General features: G+C 56.8%; 20 protein-coding genes and 1 tRNA gene. 14 read left to right on the top strand and 7 right to left on the bottom strand.

Features of this window, described 5'->3' with window-relative positions; translation table 11 throughout:
- The first annotated feature begins 123 nt into the window (after positions 1-123).
- A complete protein-coding gene (locus VAE55_RS16335) occupies positions 124-1,419 on the top strand; it encodes a DEAD/DEAH box helicase (RefSeq protein ID WP_322816792.1) in 1,296 nt (431 codons plus the stop codon).
- Positions 1,420-1,723: 304 nt separating this feature from the next.
- Positions 1,724-1,864 (top strand): hypothetical protein, encoded by a 141-nt coding sequence (locus VAE55_RS16330; protein WP_322816791.1) that lies wholly within the window; start codon positions 1,724-1,726, stop codon positions 1,862-1,864.
- A gap of 1,216 nt (positions 1,865-3,080) precedes the next feature.
- Here the strand turns inward: VAE55_RS16330 and VAE55_RS16325 are convergent.
- The 6 genes from VAE55_RS16325 to VAE55_RS16300 all read right to left on the bottom strand — a co-directional run bounded on the left by VAE55_RS16325 (position 3,081) and on the right by VAE55_RS16300 (position 7,613).
- Positions 3,081-3,359, bottom strand: coding sequence for a hypothetical protein (locus VAE55_RS16325; protein ID WP_322816790.1), 279 nt, complete (start codon positions 3,357-3,359; stop codon positions 3,081-3,083).
- A 611-nt stretch (positions 3,360-3,970) separates the two neighbouring features.
- Positions 3,971-4,108, bottom strand: a complete 138-nt coding sequence (locus tag VAE55_RS16320; protein WP_322816789.1) for a hypothetical protein — start codon at positions 4,106-4,108, stop codon at positions 3,971-3,973.
- Between the two features lie 310 nt (positions 4,109-4,418).
- Entirely contained in the window at positions 4,419-4,718 is a 300-nt protein-coding gene (locus tag VAE55_RS16315) for a DUF2203 domain-containing protein (protein WP_322816788.1), read from the bottom strand.
- 55 nt (positions 4,719-4,773) lie between these two features.
- Positions 4,774-4,864 (bottom strand) — tRNA-Ser (locus tag VAE55_RS16310).
- A gap of 73 nt (positions 4,865-4,937) precedes the next feature.
- Complete coding sequence (locus tag VAE55_RS16305; RefSeq protein ID WP_322816787.1) at positions 4,938-6,710, bottom strand: GAF domain-containing SpoIIE family protein phosphatase; 1,773 nt, start codon at positions 6,708-6,710, stop codon at positions 4,938-4,940.
- Between the two features lie 249 nt (positions 6,711-6,959).
- Complete coding sequence (locus tag VAE55_RS16300) at positions 6,960-7,613, bottom strand: O-methyltransferase (RefSeq protein ID WP_012258089.1); 654 nt, start codon at positions 7,611-7,613, stop codon at positions 6,960-6,962.
- A gap of 169 nt (positions 7,614-7,782) precedes the next feature.
- Between VAE55_RS16300 and VAE55_RS16295 the strand changes: the two genes are divergently transcribed.
- The 12 genes from VAE55_RS16295 (at position 7,783) to VAE55_RS16240 (ending at position 19,131) form a co-directional block, all read left to right on the top strand.
- Positions 7,783-8,367, top strand: coding sequence for an ANTAR domain-containing response regulator (locus tag VAE55_RS16295; protein ID WP_012258090.1), 585 nt, complete (start codon positions 7,783-7,785; stop codon positions 8,365-8,367).
- Between the two features lie 240 nt (positions 8,368-8,607).
- Positions 8,608-9,027 (top strand): chorismate mutase, encoded by a 420-nt coding sequence (gene aroH / locus VAE55_RS16290; protein WP_322816786.1) that lies wholly within the window; start codon positions 8,608-8,610, stop codon positions 9,025-9,027.
- A 95-nt stretch (positions 9,028-9,122) separates the two neighbouring features.
- Positions 9,123-10,139 carry a 3-deoxy-7-phosphoheptulonate synthase gene (aroF, locus tag VAE55_RS16285; protein ID WP_322816785.1) on the top strand — a complete coding sequence of 339 codons (1,017 nt, stop codon included), beginning with the start codon at positions 9,123-9,125 and terminating at the stop codon, positions 10,137-10,139.
- Between the two features lie 265 nt (positions 10,140-10,404).
- Positions 10,405-11,286: a pyridoxal 5'-phosphate synthase lyase subunit PdxS gene (gene pdxS, locus VAE55_RS16280; protein ID WP_012258093.1), complete on the top strand. Its 882-nt coding sequence runs from the start codon at positions 10,405-10,407 to the stop codon at positions 11,284-11,286.
- A 43-nt stretch (positions 11,287-11,329) separates the two neighbouring features.
- Positions 11,330-11,902, top strand: coding sequence for a pyridoxal 5'-phosphate synthase glutaminase subunit PdxT (gene pdxT, locus VAE55_RS16275; protein ID WP_322816784.1), 573 nt, complete (start codon positions 11,330-11,332; stop codon positions 11,900-11,902).
- Complete coding sequence (locus VAE55_RS16270; protein WP_322816783.1) at positions 11,899-12,894, top strand: hypothetical protein; 996 nt, start codon at positions 11,899-11,901, stop codon at positions 12,892-12,894. Before pdxT ends, VAE55_RS16270 begins: the two co-directional genes overlap by 4 nt.
- 6 nt (positions 12,895-12,900) lie before the next feature.
- Positions 12,901-14,520: a R3H domain-containing nucleic acid-binding protein gene (locus tag VAE55_RS16265; protein ID WP_322816782.1), complete on the top strand. Its 1,620-nt coding sequence runs from the start codon at positions 12,901-12,903 to the stop codon at positions 14,518-14,520.
- 70 nt (positions 14,521-14,590) lie between these two features.
- A complete protein-coding gene (gene tmk, locus VAE55_RS16260) occupies positions 14,591-15,271 on the top strand; it encodes a dTMP kinase (protein ID WP_322816781.1) in 681 nt (226 codons plus the stop codon).
- Positions 15,272-15,305: 34 nt separating this feature from the next.
- On the top strand, positions 15,306-15,632 hold the full coding sequence (locus VAE55_RS16255) for a cyclic-di-AMP receptor (RefSeq protein WP_322816780.1): 327 nt from the start codon (positions 15,306-15,308) through the stop codon (positions 15,630-15,632).
- A 10-nt stretch (positions 15,633-15,642) separates the two neighbouring features.
- Positions 15,643-16,155 (top strand): zinc ribbon domain-containing protein, encoded by a 513-nt coding sequence (locus VAE55_RS16250; RefSeq protein WP_322816779.1) that lies wholly within the window; start codon positions 15,643-15,645, stop codon positions 16,153-16,155.
- A complete protein-coding gene (locus tag VAE55_RS16245) occupies positions 16,152-17,114 on the top strand; it encodes a P1 family peptidase (RefSeq protein ID WP_322816778.1) in 963 nt (320 codons plus the stop codon). The genes VAE55_RS16250 and VAE55_RS16245 overlap by 4 nt, the downstream gene beginning before the upstream one ends.
- A gap of 241 nt (positions 17,115-17,355) precedes the next feature.
- Complete coding sequence (locus VAE55_RS16240) at positions 17,356-19,131, top strand: peptide ABC transporter substrate-binding protein (RefSeq protein ID WP_322816777.1); 1,776 nt, start codon at positions 17,356-17,358, stop codon at positions 19,129-19,131.
- Between the two features lie 333 nt (positions 19,132-19,464).
- Here the strand turns inward: VAE55_RS16240 and VAE55_RS16235 are convergent.
- A partial coding sequence (locus tag VAE55_RS16235) for a DUF2442 domain-containing protein (protein WP_322816776.1) occupies positions 19,465-19,690 on the bottom strand: 226 nt, incomplete at its 5' end.

Raw genomic sequence — 19,690 nt, 5'->3', positions numbered from 1 at the left:
CCCTACCCCATTACCCGACATTGTGCGCCAATGCAAAACATGTTCGGCGCGAGGTGTCAATCAATGGCGTGGCATGGTGGGGCAACCAGTTTGGCAACAGAATATTACACAATGGAGGCTTCCATGACCATCTTCGACCTGCACAGCGCCGTCCTGAACGACTATCGCGCCTTCGTGCGCTCCTTCCTCCACATCGCTGATGACGGCATCCGCGCTTTCGTGGATCAGGCCCTGGAAGAAGAGTCCCACCTCTGGCCCGATTTTCTGCTCCAGGTCAGCCCCTCGTATGAGCGCGGTCCCAACGTGGACGAACTGGTGCAGCAAGGACGCCTGCATCCCGAAACGGCGCGTATCTTCCGCACCAGCGCCGGCGCACCGTTCACCCTCTACCGCCATCAAATCGCAGCCCTCGAAAAGGCTCGCGCCGGCCATAGTTACATTGTCACCAGCGGTACCGGCTCCAGCAAAAGCATGACCTACTTCATCCCCATCGTGGACGTACTGCTGCGGCAAGGTCTTCCCCGCGACCGCACCGCGGCGCTGCTCGTCTACCCGATGAACGCACTGGTCAACTCGCAGATGCTGGCGCTGGAAACCCTACGGGACGAGTACCAGCGACGCTACGGTAGGCCCTTCCCGGTCACCTTTGCCCGCTACACCGGCGAAACGCGCGACGACGCCCGCCAGGCCCTGCGCCAGCACCCGCCGCACATCCTGCTCAACAACTACATGATGCTCGAACTGATGCTCGTCCGCCCCGAAGACCGGCGCTTTCTCGACCGTGCCAGCGGCATCGTGTTCCTGGTCTTCGACGAACTGCACACCTACCGCGGGCGCCAGGGTGCTGATGTGGCCATGCTCATCCGCCGCTTGAAAGAGGCCGCCGCCGACAACCTCCTCCACATCGGCACCTCCGCCACCATGATCGCCGAGCGCAGCGTCACGCCCGCACAACGCCGCCAGGTCGTGGCCGACTTTGCCATGCGCCTCTTCAGTCACCCGTTCACTGCAAGCGACATCATCAAAGAGACCCTGACCCCCTTTACCGAGGGCGATCCTCCTCCCGACGAACTGGGCGCTGCGTTGCGGACACTGCCCGCCCCGCCACCCGACCTGGAAACGTATCGCCAGCATCCTCTGTCGCGCTGGATCGAACACACCTTCGGCCTGGAGCCTGAAGCCGAGGGCGCTTACCGACGCCGTGTCCCCATCACGCTCAGCGCGGCTGCGGCGAAACTGGCCGCCGAAACCAACCTCCCCGTTGCAGCGTGTCAGCAGCTCCTGCAACGCTGGCTGGCTCTGGGCGGTCACTGGTGCGCGAGGATCAGGGCCGTGCCTTCGCCTTCAAACTGCACCAGTTCATCAGCCAGGGACGGGCGCTCTTCGCCACCCTGGAGCCGCCGGAGCGGCGTGCCTTGAGCCTGGCGGGTCAGCCCCGCGCTGATGAGACACGGCTCTTCTTCCCCCTCAAGTTCTGCCGCCAATGTGGGCAGGAGTATTACCACGTCCTGGAGGCTGACGACGTCTTCCTCCCCCACCCGCTGGGCTTCTTTGAACTGGGCGAATCCTATCGGCCTGGCTACCTGATGCCGGCCTCGCCGCAGAACGACTGGGATGAGTCGTTACTGCCGGAGGAATGGCGTGACTCCGGCGGTCGGCTCAAACACGACTACCGCGACCGCGTCCCCCGCCCGCTCTGGGTGCGGACGGATAGAACGGCACGGTGCACGATGAACCGGAGCAGCACCGTCGCGATGAGGAGCTGCGCACCGAGCTGACCCGTCACGGCTACCGCGTTATCACCATCCGTTACGACCGCGACCTGACGGCGCAAATCCACGAGGCGCAGGAGATCTTCGGGTGAGCGCATAGCGTTGTGCAACCTGTAAAAACGCAAACAGGGGTGAAGAACCGATGTTCAATGGGATCAGGGAACGCGATGAACAACGGAGGCAGAAGGGACAAATGGGATAGCCAGGTTCAATCCAGACGATGCAGAGGCATAGTACCCCCCTCCACCAAAACATGGCTAATAAAAGCGGCCTCCTAAGTTGGGCCTTCTCCCCCTTACGTGTTGAGCGGTTGAGGGGCACCAACGGTCGAAAGCAACTCCTTGATGGTCCAGCGGTGGTCCGTCAAGCCAGCCTTCATCGCCGGGGTCTGCCGCTGCCAGCAACGACGTCCCTGCTCGTCCCGGTCAGGAATGGAGTGGGTGTCGACCGTGCGGGTGAGGTTGGAGACCTATTCCTAGGAGCGTCGCTGCTCCTCCACCAACGGTCGCGCCAGGACGAGGTGATTATGCACCAGGCTGACCAGAACCGTCCAGTGCTCAAACTGCTTCGGACTTCGCACTCGTGGCGCGGTCCAGAGCAGATCTTGCTTGAGGAAGCGGTAGCCATGCTCTTGCCCAAAGCGCCGTCCATACAGCGACGGGATCTCGCTTAAGGGTGGCAACGCCTCGCCCAGCTACCAGCACCAGGACATCCGTGGGTCGCGTTTGGTGTCTCGGGCATGGGCACGGATCACGCGCACGACGGTGATCGAGGTATGGCGGGCTTGGGCCAGATGCAGGTTCCGCCAGGCTGTCACCTGGACGGGCTGACCACGGGCATTTTTACCCTCCCAGTCCGCATCGGGGATGCCATGGGTGGTCGGATCGCTGCCCTTGAAGCGGGAACCATCCAGGGGTGGGCGGCCCCAGCTAGGCTTGGCAGGGCGTGGCGGTGGAGGACGATACAATACCTGGTCGCAGTGCGCACGAGTGGTTGATGCTCAGGGGCTGCGTGCTCATCATCCAAGGTGCGTTGCTGTAGGCACGCTCCAAGACCAGCAGCGGCCGGAGGTGGCGCAGGTGTGCCAGTACCTCGCTGAGCTGGGCCGTGCTGCTGCGGACCGTCTTGCTGCTCGGCACGCGGCGGTTATCGAGGATGGAGAGCCAACTACTGACCGGGTCGGGCAAGACAACCAGGGTCAAGAACTGCCAGCCGGCGCCGACAGGGGTGGCGTCAGGAGAAAGCCCGCTGCGAGGCACCAATGTACGGTTGGGGGCGGTGTGGGGCTCGGGGCGCAGGATGCTGCTGCTATCCAAGCCCAACACCAGGCGCACGCAGTAGGCGGGTGGGCATCAGGGTGAGGAACTCGCGCAGCAGTGCGCTACGGTCGATCCGCCCATCCTCCAGGGCTTCGTCGAGGCTCGACCAGGCCCGCCGAACGCTGGGGGCTTGCGCCAACTCGACGAAGCTGTGCGCACTCGGGTCAGTCAAGAGCGCGTCGGCCACGTCGAAGAGCGCGTCCCTACCATGGCTAAAACAGCAGTGGTAAACGTTGTGACGCAAGACCTCCAAAATGGTACACTGCACGGGCATACCTCCTTGTCGTTTGAGCAACCAAGAGGGTGCGCCGAAGGGCGATCTGACGCAAAGTCAGATCGCCCTTTCGCACGCCGTTTCAGAGGCTGATTGTCGCCTGATTTAGTCTAAACTTCAAATACCATGCGAACACATGTATCACCACAGGCAAGGGGAGCGCTGATCGGGCCGATGTGCTATCACGTGCTTCAACACGGTGAGGTGATCCAAGTTATCCAAGGTTATCCAACTTTCCGGGTTCTTCTCGGAATCACACCGACGCTTTGTCAGCTACAAGCAAGCTGCGCAGCGCCTTTCCTGGTTTAAGAATAAGGCACACGGGCCTTGTATCGAGTGATCAACAACCCTGAAGAAACCTACGCCGCCACTTCTTCATGCGTACACGGGTCGTGTCTAAAATATCACACGCGCTCTCGTATGATTGATTGTAACGAGCTTCATATAGCCGTACCTCAATGTGAACGTCTCCGCACAGCATCCAATCAGGCTACCGGATACTCGTCTACCAGCTGGCTCTCAGCTCACGCCGGCTGGGATCCTCAGCGCTATCGTCCTGGACGAGCTGACGCTACCCTTCTCGCCACCGAACACTGCTGAGACAGCTAACCGGCCGGACTTCCGCCGGCCATCGTCGTCCACTTCGTCGTGCCGAGATCTCCATTGCGAGGATGCCGGGGATTACCGAGACGATTGTCAACCTCCATTGGCGCAACATCAATGCCCTGTGTGGCATGATCCACAAGCATGCACGGGACGAGGTGAGGAGGTTGCGGGGAGAAGTGTTACGTTAGCATGCCTTTACTTTGGCCTGCTACGCTGCTAGCGGGTACGGACGATCTGAGCCAAGCCCAGCTTTCGGCTGGCGAACCTGGCGAATGTGCTTTTTGGCAGCGCATTCATGGCGATATTCTTTAGCTCGATCCTGTTCCTGACTCGCGTTTGGGATTACAGTCTGCTCTAGGCTGGGCTGGCAATCACCCCTGATCCACTGATGGTGGTGCTCGGCGCACCTTCCTCTCTCCTAATCTCCTATTTCCCAATTATCACACATTATCCCTTATCCGCATCATTGGTCGTGAGCCGATTGGCAGCAGCCACAATTTGCTGGAGGTAATGCTGCCAGTGTTGTTGATTGGCTCTTGTCAGGCGTCGTACTGCGGCCAGATCACCTGCCTCGCCAGCTTCAACTGCTGAGGCGAGCGATTCTTGAAATGCGCGAGCCAGATCGGCAACTGCCCGGCGCAATTCGGCATTGAGCGCCCGTTGTCGCTCAAGCTGCTCGTAGAGCCACTCGTTCAGGCGAATCTGTTCCTCTAACTGTTCGCGCAGCCGTTGCTCGATCGGTGTCATACATCACCTTAAGAATCGTGCGCCCAACCTGGGAACAGGTCGGGCGCTGGTATGTTGGCGGGGAGAGTGAGATTCGAACTCACGAGGGCTTATGAGGCCCTACCCGTTTTCGAGACGGGCACGTTCAACCACTCCGTCATCTCCCCGTGCCGCGTCATGTCATCGCTTATTATAATGGGCTGTTCGGATCTGTGCAAGTCAGGCAGGACTGGCAGGTAATCACACGCGCTTGATTACGACCATAGTCATATCATCGGTTTGGGGCGTATCGCCGGCAAATTCACGCACTGCGGCAAGTACAGCATCAACGATGTTGCCTGGTGCATACTGATGAGAGGCGCGCAAGACTGTTGCTAACCGTTCATCGCCGAAAAGGTCGCGTTGTGGGTTCATTGCCTCGGTGATGCCATCGGTGTAGAACAGCAAAATATCGCCGGGGTCAAGCATGATTTCGCCCGGTACAAAGTGCGGATCCGGGATAATCCCCAGGACAATGCCCTGGGCGGCGAGGGGGATGACCTGACCGGTTGCCTGACGGTAGAGGAGTGGATAGTTATGACCGCCGTTGGCGTAGGTAACGCGACCGGTAGCCGGATCGATGAGCGCATAAAAGCAGGTGACGAACAATCCTGCGCGCGAGTCGGCCAGGATCAGGCGATTGGCTCGCTCCAGGACAGCAACCGGCGAACGTCCATCAATGGCGCTGGCGCGCAAGAGCGTGCGTGAGAGGGCCATGAAGAGGGCAGCCGGCACGCCTTTATCGGTTACATCAGCGATGACAACACCAAACCGGGACTGACCATCAGGTGTGGCAGCCGGTATCTCAATAAAATCGTAGAAGTCGCCACCAACCTGACGGGCCGCTTGGTAAAACGCCTCAATCTGGAGGCCGGGTACAAATGGACAACCATCGGGCAAGAAACTGGCCTGGATTTCACTTGCCAGATCGAGTTCCCGTTCAAGACGCTGACGGGCCAATGCTTCTTGAGACAGGCGTTCACGATCAATCATCTGAGCCAGCTGGCTGGCGAGCAGCCCAAGCAGCTCGGCTTCGCTGTCGAGAAAACTGCGCGGATTGATGGTATTCACCATGAGTAATCCAATTTGCACACCACCAAGTTCGACCGGTGCCAGCAGGTGACCGTGAAAACTCTGACGTCGCAGCAAAACGGGCAAGCGCATCAGTGCATCTGCAGCTAGCTGTGAGCTTCGCTCCGGGAGATACCACAGATGCGGGTGGTTCTCATCAAGGATCAGCGGCCAGGCGCTAACGGTGGGCAATTCCCAGCCGTGACACGCTCGCAGAAGTGCCCGTCCACCTGCCTCATCGGCTTCGATAAACGCACAGGCATCAGCGTCCAATAGGCGTGCGCCGATCCGTACCAGCCGTTGAATTGTCGGCTCGAGATCATCCGTGACCAGCAGCTCCTGGGAAAGAGAAAGCAGAGCGCGCCGTTCCTGCACACGGCGCACGCTGAACTCTTCGTAGAGGTGAGCACGGGCAATAGCTGTACCTAACAGATCACCGATGGCTGCGATGAGCTGCTGATCAACAGCTTCCAGTTTTGCCCATTGCGTCGTTGCCAGATTAAGAATGCCAACCGAGTGGGAGCCATCACGCAACTCCACCGAAATATGGTGGGTCAGACCCCGCTTGTCGCCTGTAGCACCACGCAATCTTGAGCACGGCATGAGCATCGGTTCCTGGCGGATCTGGCCGGTACGACAGGCTTCCTGGCATACACATTCACCTTGCCAGATCGTTCCGGGATAGGTCAAGGCCGGTGGCAATCGCTGGCGCGCTGCCAGCATAAACTGATCGCCCTCATCACGGAGATAGATCCAGCCTGCTTCCTGGCCGGTCAACTCAAGAATATGGATAAGTGCTGCGTCAAGCGCCGAGCGCAGGTTCAGCGTTTGGTTCAGCGTTTGGGCCAGTAATCGCAACGCAGACCATTCTGCGATACGGTGTTGTCGTTCCGAAGACGGCATAAAAACCCACCGGAAGTTATGTATCCGCACAGATCAGCAAGCACGTTTCATTGAAGAGGTGTGAATGTAACAGCGATTGATGGCTATTCGGAAAACAATGACTACTGACGGTGAAGAAAGAAAAAAGTGATTACCAATCGTTGTTGGTATACCTGGCTGTGCGCCAGGTCAGATCGAACACACTCTTTCCTTAGCCAACAACAACGACCGGTAATCGGTTAGTGAATTAAGCAGCGCATGGGTCAATCATTACTTCCTCTTGCGACTAATCGACACACCGTCGCGCAATGGAATAATCACCGACTCCAACAGCGGGTGTTCCATAATTGCGCGGTTGAAACGTTGAATGCCACGTACCAGCGGAGAGGCGTCTTCTTCGAGCACCTGAGCGCTGCACAAGACATTGTCTGCGATCAAGACACCACCTGGACTAAGCAATGATACACACAACTCAAGCGCCTGCAGGGCCTGTTCATCGTTCGACGAATTGCGGAGAATGTCGAGGAAAATGAGATCGAACTCTTGACGGAGCGACGGCAACAGCTCGCGCCATTCGCCAAGATGAATGGTAATCAAATCGCGCATACCGGCGGCTTCGATCACCTCACTAGCCAGTTTAACCCGCTCAGGATTCCGTTCGATAGCGGTCATCTTGCCACCGGTCTGACGAAGTGCCTTCATAATGTAAATGGCGGCGTACCCGGTGGTAATACCAACCTCCAGCGCATGACGGGCGTTCATCATCAGCGCTTGCAGGTAAAGAAATTGCCCCTGTACCGGCCCAACCAGCGATAAACCTTGCTGTCTGGCACGTGCTTCAAGATTAGCCAACACCTCATCGCGTGGCGGCATCAGGTCGTGCAGATAGTCTTCGATTGCAATATTCGTGATATCGTAGCGCATCACGCTCTCCTCACCCTGCTCACGTTGGCGGTGTGTACGGCTGCCGCTCCTGTAGCGTCAGTTGCATACGCAAACACTTCGTCGTTCGCTTAAATTGTATCACACCATCGGGCATGTTGTGGTATGATCTTAGTCATCACTTTTGGATAGCTTGCAGCGGGAGGCAGCCGTGGCCGCGATTCGCATCCTGATTGCCGAGGATAATGATCTCGTGTCGCTCACGTTGGAAGACCAACTGAAGGGGTTGGGGTACGAGGTAGTTGGGATTGCCCGGACTGGCACCGAGGCAGTGATGCTGGCATCACGCCTGAAACCAGACCTGGTGATTATGGACATTCGGATGCCGGAGATGGACGGCACCGAGGCAACTGCCCGGATCCGGGATCAAACCGGTATTCCGGTGGTGATGTTAACGGCGTTCGCCGACAAAGAGACCATCCGGCGGGCAGAGGCGGCGGGGGCGCTGGCATACCTGGTGAAGCCGGTGAACGAGCAGGAATTGCCACCGGCCATCACGATTGCGCTGGCCCGTCATCGTGAAATCCAGAATCTGCGGAACGAAAATCTCGAACTGCAAGAGGCACTTGAAGCACGTAAACTGATCGAGCGGGCAAAAGGTATCTTAATGCAACGTCTCGGTCTGAGCGAACGCGATGCGTATGAACGTTTACGTCAGCGTGCCCGTGATAAACGCACGAAGATGAAGGATATTGCGCAGGCGATTATCGAAGCGGAAGAGCTGCTCGGTTCATGAACGTGCTTGACGGAACATTGCGGCTGTGGTATAGTTGCCTCGTCGAAGCGAGTAGATAGTCAAGGAAGCGATCTCATGGTCGGTTCGCGCTTTTATACCTACTTTTTCTACTTTACCAGCCGAAAACCGGACTGGTCGCTTCGCATTTCCTGGAGATAGACGATAGCATAGAGCAATCACAAAGGGGCGCGAGGCGAAAAACCTCGCGCCCCTTCTGTTGTTGCCCAGGGAGGAGAGCCGATGGACGTTCGTTGTCGTGGAGTACGAGGGGCGACGACCTGTAGCGAGAACACACGCGAAGCTATTCTGTCCGCAACGCACGAATTGCTCACATTGTTGATCGAAGCCAACGACATTAAGCCGGAAGACATCGCCAGTGCCATTTTTACGACGACTCCCGACCTGAATGCCGAATTTCCCGCTGTGGCAGCCCGCGCAATTGGCTGGGTAGATACTGCCCTTCTCTGTGGTCACGAAATGGCTGTGCCAGGTAGTTTGCCCCGTTGTATTCGTGTCTTAATCCACTGGAATACCACCAAACGCGCCGACGAAGTCGTCCATGTGTACATTCGCGGTGCCCGTGGTCTGCGACCCGAACGGGCTGCTGCGATGAACGCCTTTCGCGTGGTGACACCACTTTCACCGGAGGAGTTGCTATGAGTCGTCGTCAAGACCCTGCCGGACACGCAGCGTTGCGTGTTGTGCCCGTTTTGTCTACCGATGCTTGTTCTTGTATGCCTGAGGAGGATCGTTCCATGATTGTCGTCATGCAAACCGACTCAACCCCTGGACAGATTGAAGCGGTGTTAAACCGGCTGCGCGAACACAATTTGCGCGGCCACCTGACCGTTGGCGAGGAGCGCACGGTGATCGCGGTGGTGGGGGCAGCGATCCCGCCAACCTTGCGGGAAGAGCTAGAACACTTTGCCGGTGTGAAGGAGACCCTGCGCATCACGCAACCCTACAAGCTGGTATCCCGTGAGGTAAAGCCCAGCGATACGGTGGTAACGGTTGGTGATGTAAAGGTTGGCGGTGGGCACCTGGCGATTATTGCCGGCCCGTGCTCGGTTGAGAGTGACGAGCAGATTATGGCGACCGCCCGTGCGGTACGCGAGGCTGGGGCGAACATGTTACGCGGTGGTGCGTTCAAGCCTCGCTCATCGCCTTACAGTTTCCGTGGCCTGGGTGAGGTTGGTTTACAGTTGCTGGCGCAGGCACGTGCCGAGACGGGATTGCCGATTGTGACCGAAGTAATGACTCCGGCTGACGTTGATCTGGTTGTCCGATATGCCGATGTCTTGCAGATCGGCGCCCGCAACATGCAGAATTACCAGTTGCTGGAAGAGGTCGGGCGTACCGGCATGCCGGTGCTGCTCAAGCGCGGTTTATCGGCTACGATTGAAGAGTGGTTGTTGTCGGCTGAGTACATTATTGCCCAGGGTAATCCAAATGTGATTCTGTGTGAGCGCGGAATCCGCACGTTCGAGACGGCGACTCGCAATACGCTCGATCTGAATGCAGTAGCTGTGGCCCGGAAGCGCTCACATCTACCGGTAATTGTTGATCCGAGTCACGGTACCGGGAAGTGGTATCTGGTTCCACCATTAACCCTGGCTGCAATTGCCGCCGGTGCTGATGGCGTGATCATTGAAGTTCACCCCGATCCTGATCGGGCAAAGTCGGATGGCGGCCAGTCATTGAACCCAGAGAACTTCATGGGCCTGGTGCCCCAAATGCGAGCCATCGCGAAAGTTGTTGGCAAGACCTGGTAATTACGCGCGTCAGGAGCGCACAACGAGGTGCTCTCCTCCCCGGCATAGCTGCCCGAACTCCGCACAATGACTGTGCTCCTCGTCGGATACGGTGATCTGTAGCCGTCTCGTGATCTGGTTGACGTTGCTTGTGGTCGCGGATGATTGGCCTGCTGATGCGCTATCCTGCGTTCCGCCTTGCGATGCATTGCCCTCACCGGTACAGCGTGGTACAATATTATGACGAGATTTACCAGCGTCACCTGATATTTTAGAGCGAGGCAATATGGAAAAATCGACATGGACGACGAAAGTTGGGCTGGCGCAGATGCTGAAAGGTGGCGTCATCATGGATGTTGTCACTCCAGAGCAGGCGCGAATTGCTGAAGAGGCCGGGGCAGTGGCAGTGATGGCGCTGGAACGGGTACCGGCTGACATTCGCGCTCAGGGTGGCGTGGCCCGTATGAGCGATCCAGAGCTGATCCTGGCGATCAAGCAGGCGGTAACCATTCCGGTGATGGCAAAAGCACGGATTGGTCACTTCGTTGAAGCGCAGGTATTGGAAGCGATTGGCGTTGATTATATTGACGAAAGCGAAGTATTGACTCCTGCCGACGAAGAGCATCACATTAATAAACATAAGTTCCGTGTGCCGTTTGTCTGCGGTTGTCGTAATCTTGGTGAAGCGCTGCGCCGTGTCGCCGAGGGTGCGGCAATGCTGCGCACGAAAGGTGAAGCCGGTACCGGTAATGTGGTCGAGGCTGTGCGGCACGCCCGTGCGGTGTACAGCGAGATTCGGCGCTTGCAGTCGATGAATGAAGATGAATTGTTCACCTACGCCAAGCAGATCCAGGCTCCCTATGAGCTGGTAAAGCAGGTGGCGACTGAAGGTAAATTGCCGGTCGTCAACTTTGCCGCCGGTGGTATTGCTACCCCGGCTGATGCTGCGCTCCTGATGCAGCTTGGCGTTGATGGAATCTTCGTTGGTTCGGGTATCTTCAAGAGTGGCGATCCGGTCAAGCGGGCACGGGCCATTGTTGAGGCAACAACCCACTACAATGACCCGGAGATTATTGCCGAGGTGAGCAAGGGCCTTGGTGAGGCAATGGTTGGTATCAACATCGATCAGATTCCAGCCGATCAGTTGATGGCTCGCCGCGGCTGGTAATGAGGGGGCGGACGGGGTCACCCTCGTCCGCATAGAATGAGGTATGACAGTTGGTGTGTTAGCCCTACAGGGCGATTTTCGTGAACATTGTGCAGTGCTACGCCGAATCGGGGTTGAACCGATTGAGGTGCGTCTGCCACGTCAGCTTGAACAGGTCGAACGGTTGATTATTCCCGGTGGCGAAAGCACAACGATAGGTCGGCTGCTGACGATCTATCAGATGCTGGAACTAATACGGGCACGTGCCGGTCGTGATCTGGCGATCTGGGGAACATGCGCTGGAGCAATTTTGCTTGCCAGTGTCGTTACCGATCAGAAACAGGGCGGTCAGCCTACGTTGAGCCTGATGAATCTGACCATTCAGCGAAATGCTTACGGTAGTCAGCTCGACAGCTTCGAGGCACCGATTACAATGCCGATTATCGGTGAGAATCCATTGCAAGGTGTCTTCATTCGGGCACCGCGTATTATCAGCGTGGAGTCGGGGTGCGAGGCGGTTGGCTGGCTGGAGGACGGCAGCGTGGTGGCTGCCCGGCAGGGTCGCTTGCTGGCGACTACGTTCCATCCCGAGCTGACCGATGATGATCGGGTTCACCGGCTCTTTCTGGAATTATGATTCGAACTGTAACGCCGGGTGATCTCTGGTTGCTGCGGCGTAAACCTCGCTATCAACAGGTGCTCTACACCGAACGACTGCTGGCGTATAGCCATCGGCCGCTCTGGTTTGCTCTGCAAAGCATGCTGGCCGGCAATCATCGGGAACGAACAACCCTGGTGCTGGCTGAAAGTGGTGGGTTTGCCCTGGCACAGGCGATGGGCCGTCGTGGCCGGCCAGAACAAGATGTGATCTATCTGGCGACCAACGGAACCCGGAGCGAACATACTCCCAGTGATTACGAGCTTTGGTTCCATCTGCTGCACCAGTTGTGCGCGAATGCTGCGCACCACTCGGTGCAGCGCCTCTACGCAGCGCTACCCTGTCAGCACAACGAATTGCGGGAAATCTTCCGTCAGGTTGGCTTCCAGGCCTACACCCATCGTCATCTCTTTCATCTCTCTGGCCCGGATTGGGATCAGGGTACGCGCCTGGCTCCTATGCGTATGCAGGCACGTCGAGACCACTGGGCGATACATAAACTCTACGGTATGGCAACACCGCATCTCGTCCAGCAGGCGGAAGTGTACAATGCCCGTCACTGGACGCTGCATGAGGCCTATTCCCTGGTACGTCGTCAGGCATGGGTGCTCGGCCCTGATGATGATCTGGTGGCTTATTTGTGTCTGCTTAGTGGGCCGAATGGCCACGTCTTTTCGTTGATCATCCGGCCTGATGAACGTGAGCAGGCAGTAGATGTCTTGCGGTTTGGACTGGCGCAGCTCAGCGATAGCCGTCCGGTCTATCTCTTGCTGCGCGAGTATCAACAAGAATTGTTTGAACCGGCAATGCGCCTCGGCTTTCAACCGGTTGGCGAGCAGACCTTACTGGTGAAACATATGGTGATGCCAATCCGTCGAGCGGTACTGGCACCATCGCTAGAGGTTGGGTTGGAGCCGAGAGTGTCAGTGCGTCGGTATGTGTTGCCACCAACTGCACGGGAGGAGTGCTAAGTAGGTATGGCTGTAACGGATACGAGCAATGATATTCAGCTCTTGTTAGCAACGCTGCCGCCGGCGATTAGCGAGGCAATTCGGAAGGCAAATGATCAGGATAATTTGCTCGAAATCGTGATGGATTTGGGACGCTTGCCAGAAGCCCGGTATCGCGGTCACGAGCTGTTCCTGAGTGATCGTGAAGTGACGTCTGAAGACATCCAATATGTGATCGAGCGTATTGGTGAGTTTGGTGAAGATAATCGCGCAGGTATTCCGCGTACTCTGCACCGCATCTCTGGGATTCGCAACCGCCGTGGGGTGGTGATTGGTCTAACCTGCCGCGTTGGGCGGGCGGTGTATGGAACGGTTGATATTATTCGTGATCTGGTCGAGACTGGTCAGAGTATTCTGCTGTTAGGGAAACCAGGTACCGGCAAGACAACCCTGTTACGCGAGACGGCGCGTGCCCTGGGTGATGAACTGCGGAAGCGGGTAGTGATTGTGGACACCTCAAATGAGATTGCCGGTGATGGTGATATTCCCCATCCCGGTATTGGGCGCGCCCGCCGTATGCAGGTACCACGACCTGCCGAGCAGCATAACGTGATGATCGAGGCGGTCGAAAATCACATGCCGGAAGTGATTGTGATTGATGAGATTGGTACTGAGCTGGAAGCGGCAGCGGCCCGTACTATCGCTGAGCGCGGCGTTCAGTTGGTCGGGACAGCGCACGGGAATACACTTGATAATCTTATGGTCAATCCAACGCTGTCCGACCTGGTCGGTGGTATTCAAGCAGTGACCCTGGGTGATGAAGAGGCTCGGCGCCGTGGCACGCAGAAGACGGTGTTAGAGCGGAAGGCTCCACCGACCTTCAGCATTCTGGTTGAGATTCAGTCCTGGGATAGGGTGATGGTCTATCCCGATGTTGCGGCAGCCGTCGATGCGATTTTGCGCGGTGAAGACCCTCCCTGCGAACAGCGCTTCCGTGATGCAAACGGTGTGGTTCACCGGGAACCGGTGCGACGGGCACCGATTGATGCCCCGGCGTTTGGTCTGCGGCGCAGTCGTGGTGGCCGTGAACAAGGCCAGATGGGTGGTAGTGGCCCCCGCTTACGTGATCGCAATGGCTCCAATTCATCCACTCTCACAATGCCACCACAGCGCATCTTTCCATTCGGCGTCAGTCGTAACCGGTTGCAGAGTGCGATTGAACGTCTGCGGGTGCCGGCGGTGATTGTGCGTGATTTGAAAGAGGCTACCCTGGTCATGACGTTGAAAAACTACTACCGGCAAAGCTCGCAGCAGTTGCGGCAGGCGGAAGAGCAGGGTGTGCCGGTCTATGTGTTGCGTAACAATACGATTACCCAGATGGAACGACAGCTCGCCCAGGTCTTCCAGTTACGCGAGCTGGTTGACGATGAACCGGCGCCCTTGGGCAACGATTCGGTGGTTGAAGAGGCGTTGCTGGAAACTGAGCAGGCGATTACGCAGGTGATAAATGGTGAGCGGAACGCCGTAGAGTTAACGCCGCGCAGCAGCTATATTCGCCGCTTGCAACATCAGATGGCTGATCGGTATAATCTGCGCTCGGAGAGTCGGGGTGATGATCCTAACCGACGGGTGAAGATCTTCCGGTAGCAGATCGACAGATTGCTGAAGATCGGCTATCCTTAACGAAGGTTAAACCGTCATTGCTGGTAGCGATTTCATGAAACAAGGGTTCTTTATCACATTTGAAGGGCCGGAAGGAGCCGGGAAAAGCACACAGGCTCGTCGATTGTATGAGCGATTGCAGTCTATCGGCTACCCTACCATTTTGACTCGTGAGCCGGGTGGGACTCGCATCAGTGAATTGATTCGGCGCATTCTGGTGGATCTCCGCCATACCGAGATGGCACCAACAACCGAGATACTGCTGTTCTCGGCAGCCCGGGCCCAATTGGTGAGCGAGTTGATCCGGCCATACCTGGCAACCGGTGGTATCGTGGTGTGTGATCGCTACGCTGACTCGACGTTTGCCTATCAGGGGTACGGTCTGGGTCGCGATCTTGAAGAGTTACGGACGATTACCGATATTGCTACCGGTGGTTTGAAACCCGACCTGACTCTATATTTGCGAATTGATGTTGAAGTCGGTTTGCAGCGTAAACGCGCCAATCGTGAACGAATTGAACCTGGCAGTGTGCAACCACCGGAATGGAATCGACTCGATGCCCGTGATCTGGCGTACTACCAACGGGTAGCCCAGGGCTTCAACGAGTTGATGGCGCAAGAGCCTGTGCGCTGGTATGCGTTGGATGCCGAACAACCGGTAGATGAGTTGGCCGAACAGATCTGGCAGGTTGTGATGGCCCGGTTAGCGCAGGTGATGCCGCTTGCTGCGCAATGATGCGTGTATTGCATAGCATATAAGGGTGAAGATCATGCGCCTCATTCTTGCTGTTGTTCAGTCTCAAGACGCAACAAATCTGGTAGAAGCGCTAACCGAGCACGGCTATCGGGTAACACGCCTGAGCAGCCAGGGTGGATTTTTGCGCGAGGGCAATGTGACGCTGTTACTTAGTGTAGAAGATCAGCAGGTAAACCCGGTAATCAGTATTATTCGGGAGTACTGTTCGACCCGTACCCGCTATGTTTCACCCATGCCACCAATTGCGGAATCGGGTGAATTTTATCCACCGGCACCGCTTGAAGTGCAGGTCGGTGGGGCGACGGTGTTTGTGTTACGCGCCGAGACACGTAAACTATAATGGCGATATTATGGAAGCAATACAAGAGTTTTTAGCCAATATCTTACCGCTTATTCGCCTGGGAGCAATTTTTCTAGGCGCATATGCGGTTTTACTATGGGCAGCATCGGTCCTGTGGGCCTATCGCGATATTCGTCGGCGTACCGAAGATGTCTCGGTGCAAGTGCTGGCGGTTGGGATCGTGTTGTTGTTGCCTTTTTTGGGCATCCCGTTGCATTTGATCCTGCGCCCTCCGCAAACGCTGGCCGAGAAATATGAGCGGACGTTGGAAGAAGAATTTCTGCGCCGCGATCTCGAAGAACAGTTTGTTTGTCCGGAGTGTCAACGGCCTATTGAGCCAGATTATCTGTTTTGCCCGCACTGCCATACGCAGTTGCGCCGACGCTGCGGTGCATGTCAGAAAGTTATTGACCTGACGTGGCGAATTTGTCCGTACTGTGGTCACTCTCAGACGGGAAGTGCGCCGACGGTACGGGCTGAGGCTTATACGGTTGCACCGCCAGTAGAGGTGACTCAACGATGATTATTCCAGCAATCACGGCTGTTCAAGGTGTCCTGGTTGGTCAGGTTGCCGACCAGGATGCGCTTACTGGGGTGACAGTTGTACTCACGCCTGATGGAGCGACCGCTAGCGTTGATGTACGCGGTGGTGCACCGGGAACTCGCGAGACCGATTTGCTCAATCCGGTGAATCTGGTGCAACAGGTGCACGCCGTGGTTTTAACAGGTGGGAGTGCATTTGGTCTCGCGGCGGCAACAGGTGTTGTATCGTGGCTCCACGAACGCGGCTACGGTTTTGATGTTGGCCTGACGAAGGTGCCGATTGTGCCGGCGGCAGTTATCTTTGACCTGGGCATTGGTCGGTCTGACGTCTGGCCGGACGCTACGATGGGTTATGCGGCCTGTATGGCAGCGGAAGCCGCTGTTGCAGAGGGGAGTGTGGGTGCCGGTATTGGCGCGACCGTCGGTAAGGTTGGTGGCATGGCAACCGCAATGCGAGGCGGCGTTGGTAGCTGGAGCGAAACACTGGCTGATGGCGTAACGGTAGGCGCACTGGCAGTGGTGAATGCATTTGGTGATGTCGTAGATGACCAGGGACGGATCATTGCTGGTGCGCGTGCTCCCGATCAATCGCTGGTCGGTACCGGTGCGCTACTACGCAGTGGATTGAGTCGCCGCTCGTTTGCTGATACCACCGGACAGAATACAACGATTGCGGTTGTGGCAACCGATGCCCGGCTTGACAAGGCGGCCGCAACCAGACTGGCAATAATGGCCCAGGATGGTCTGGCACGGGCGATTCGACCGGCGCATTCACCTTTCGATGGTGATACCGTTTTTGCGCTGGCGACGGGTGTCTATGAAGCACCGCCGCTGGTGACGTTGGGCGCGGTTGCGGCTGATGTGCTGGCAACTGCAATTATGCGAGCCGTCCAGGCTGCCACAGCAGCGGCTGGCGTTCCGGCAGCACGCGATCGGTAAATCGCTGGTTTGCGTGTTGAGCCACCCGGCTTCATTTCTCTGTTTCCCTGATAAACAGATAGTGGTATCATCGAAATACAGGTTATAACGTTAGCAGTGGCTATCTGCCCGTCAGGTCTTGCACTCTTTCCCCGGTTAATGTGCAGTCGTATCCATCCGGCAACGTTGCATTCGTTCATCAAGAACGTACCCACGTGTGGTAAGGCAGGTAGTTACTCGGTACGATAGAAAAGATTACGCCATGAAGCGTTTTATAATATCATTGATCGCCATGTTTGCGTTGATGGTGCTGGTGAGCTGCACGATTGTTATCGACGTGCCGACACCCACTCCGCTTGTGAGTACGGCGCTTCCAGAATCAACACCAACGGTAGTAAGAGAACAGGTGTTACGCATCGGGATGGTGACCGAACCATCCGATCTGCTGCCGTATCACAGTAATCCCACCGATGAGCGTTTAACATCGCCACTGACTGAGTTGATCTTCCCATCACCTATGCTGGCAGTTGATTTCAAACTGCAATCAACCGGCGTGTTAACCCGCCTGCCCGACTTCGCAAATGGTGATGTAATGACAGCAACTGTGACGGTCTTTCGTGATGCGTTGGGACAAATCTCGGAAACACCCACCGAAACGACCGATAATGTCACTCAGGTGAGCGTGACGTTTCACTGGAACCCCAATCTGCGCTGGGCTGATGGGACACCGGTGACCGCAGCCGATTCGGTATTTGCCTACGAACTGGCACAACAGATCGATCTCGGTCAGGCGGCGAATAGTCGTCTAGCTATGACAGAACGCTACGAGCAGATCGACGAATACACCACGCGAGCGGTGTTGCGCCCTGATGTTACCGATCCGGCGTATATCACCAGTTTTTGGACGCCATTGCCGCGCCATCTGTTGGCCGATCTGGATGCACAGCAGATTGGTCAGAGTGAATTTGTCCGCCGTCCGCTGGGGTATGGACCATACACGATTAAAAGCTTTGAGGGGGGAACGCTCGAATTAGTTCGTAATCCGTTCTATTGGGGCGAGGCAGCGCCGTTCGATATCATTGTTATTGCTTTTCGCAATGAACCCGGTCAGTTGGTAGACCTGGTGCGTGGTGGCGGGTTAGATCTGGCATTCATTGAGCAGCCAACACCGGCTCTGCTCGAGCAATTGCTGGCCCGTGCCGATCAACAAGAACTTCAGCTCAGTACCTCGCCGAACACGATCTGGGAGCACCTCGATTTCAATCTTGATGTGCCATTACTGCAAGATATTCGGGTTCGCCGGGCCATTGCCCATGCCATCAATCGCCCGGCACTCGTTGAACAGCTCCTCGGCGGGCGGAGTAATGTGTTGGAGAGCTGGATTCTGCCGGGACAGCTCGGTGAACCGTCCCTCGACCAGATTACGCGCTATGCTTACAATCCCGACGAGTCACGGCGTCTACTCGATGAAGCGGGGTTGTTTGATACCGATGGTGATAGCTGGCGTGAATATGAAGGTTTGCCAATTGTGCTGTCGTTGGTGACCACGGCCAATTCGCCATTACGCGAAGCGGTGGCAAGCCAGATTGCGAATGATCTGGCTCAAGTTGGTTTGAATATTGAGGTCGTACCATTGCCGCCGGGCGAGTTGTACAGCACTGAAGGGCCGTTGTACCAGCGAACGTTCCAGTTAGCGTTGTTTGGCTGGATTGCCGGCGCACATCCGCGGGGTTGGGAGTTGTGGAGTTGCAGCGGAGTGCCGGGTGAAGCAAACAACTGGACGGGAAATAATTTTGCCGGTTGGTGCTTCTTTGAAGCGAATGAGGCCATTAATGCGGCGACGACGGCGCTTGATCCCAATGAGCAGATTGCTGCCTACCTCCGCCAGCAACAGCTCTTCACGCAGGAGGTACCGGTGTTGCCACTCTTTCAGCGGATTGATGCGCTGATTGCCCGTCCTGGTTTGAGCGGCTGGCGGCTCAATCCAACGGCACCGTTCACGTGGAATGTCCAGGAGTGGCGGGTTACCGGTGGGTAAGATCACATCTTGATGGATAACCCGGGTTGCTCCCTTTGTCACCACAGAGACATGGAGGACACAAAGAATGCGGATAACCCGGGTGGCTAGCGTGAGGCGTGATGGAGCGCGTCCATAGGAATTGGCTACTCCCCACATCGTTATACGGTTACGCCACACGGTGTTGCGGGCAACGTCGTGCTGTGCATCCTGGCAGTCAGCCGCCATAACCTGCTCACAGCATAGATGGCAACTTGCGTTATGAGATACGTTCCACACCTTGCTCTTGCCCGCCTGACGGCGCGTGCTTCAGCGGCACGAGTGGAGCTATCCGTTGTAGCCAGTGTTGGGTGACTACCCAACCTTCGCCATTGTTGTCGCCCAGCGTTCTGCCATTCGCTTCATCTCATCCGCATACGTCGGCCACTCATGCAACGTCTCTGGGTCAACATCTACCCCATTTGGCCACACCAATGTGTGTACCTCTGCGTCTATGCTCACTTGTTTGAACAATTCTTCGTCCTGCAACGCGCCATACACCGGCCCTGCCAGCACCGGCTTGAAATTGATCTCTCGAACT

Source organism: Chloroflexus sp. (assembly GCF_034432675.1).
Taxonomy (GTDB): domain Bacteria; phylum Chloroflexota; class Chloroflexia; order Chloroflexales; family Chloroflexaceae; genus Chloroflexus.
This window is presented reverse-complemented; position numbering and strand designations above follow the sequence as displayed.

Excerpts from the sequence above, each read along its gene's own strand:
- VAE55_RS16335 (WP_322816792.1), top strand. The coding sequence starts at position 124 with ATGACCATCTTCGACCTGCACAGCGCCGTCCTGAACGACTATCGCGCC.
- VAE55_RS16300 (WP_012258089.1), bottom strand. The coding sequence starts at position 7,613 with ATGCGCTACGATATCACGAATATTGCAATCGAAGACTATCTGCACGAC.
- aroH (WP_322816786.1), top strand. The coding sequence starts at position 8,608 with ATGGACGTTCGTTGTCGTGGAGTACGAGGGGCGACGACCTGTAGCGAG.
- VAE55_RS16240 (WP_322816777.1), top strand. The coding sequence starts at position 17,356 with ATGAAGCGTTTTATAATATCATTGATCGCCATGTTTGCGTTGATGGTG.
- aroF (WP_322816785.1), top strand. The coding sequence starts at position 9,123 with ATGATTGTCGTCATGCAAACCGACTCAACCCCTGGACAGATTGAAGCG.
- VAE55_RS16250 (WP_322816779.1), top strand. The coding sequence starts at position 15,643 with ATGGAAGCAATACAAGAGTTTTTAGCCAATATCTTACCGCTTATTCGC.
- VAE55_RS16305 (WP_322816787.1), bottom strand. The coding sequence starts at position 6,710 with ATGCCGTCTTCGGAACGACAACACCGTATCGCAGAATGGTCTGCGTTG.
- pdxS (WP_012258093.1), top strand. The coding sequence starts at position 10,405 with ATGGAAAAATCGACATGGACGACGAAAGTTGGGCTGGCGCAGATGCTG.
- VAE55_RS16270 (WP_322816783.1), top strand. The coding sequence starts at position 11,899 with ATGATTCGAACTGTAACGCCGGGTGATCTCTGGTTGCTGCGGCGTAAA.
- pdxT (WP_322816784.1), top strand. The coding sequence starts at position 11,330 with ATGACAGTTGGTGTGTTAGCCCTACAGGGCGATTTTCGTGAACATTGT.
- VAE55_RS16265 (WP_322816782.1), top strand. The coding sequence starts at position 12,901 with ATGGCTGTAACGGATACGAGCAATGATATTCAGCTCTTGTTAGCAACG.
- tmk (WP_322816781.1), top strand. The coding sequence starts at position 14,591 with ATGAAACAAGGGTTCTTTATCACATTTGAAGGGCCGGAAGGAGCCGGG.
- VAE55_RS16255 (WP_322816780.1), top strand. The coding sequence starts at position 15,306 with ATGCGCCTCATTCTTGCTGTTGTTCAGTCTCAAGACGCAACAAATCTG.
- VAE55_RS16315 (WP_322816788.1), bottom strand. The coding sequence starts at position 4,718 with ATGACACCGATCGAGCAACGGCTGCGCGAACAGTTAGAGGAACAGATT.
- VAE55_RS16245 (WP_322816778.1), top strand. The coding sequence starts at position 16,152 with ATGATTATTCCAGCAATCACGGCTGTTCAAGGTGTCCTGGTTGGTCAG.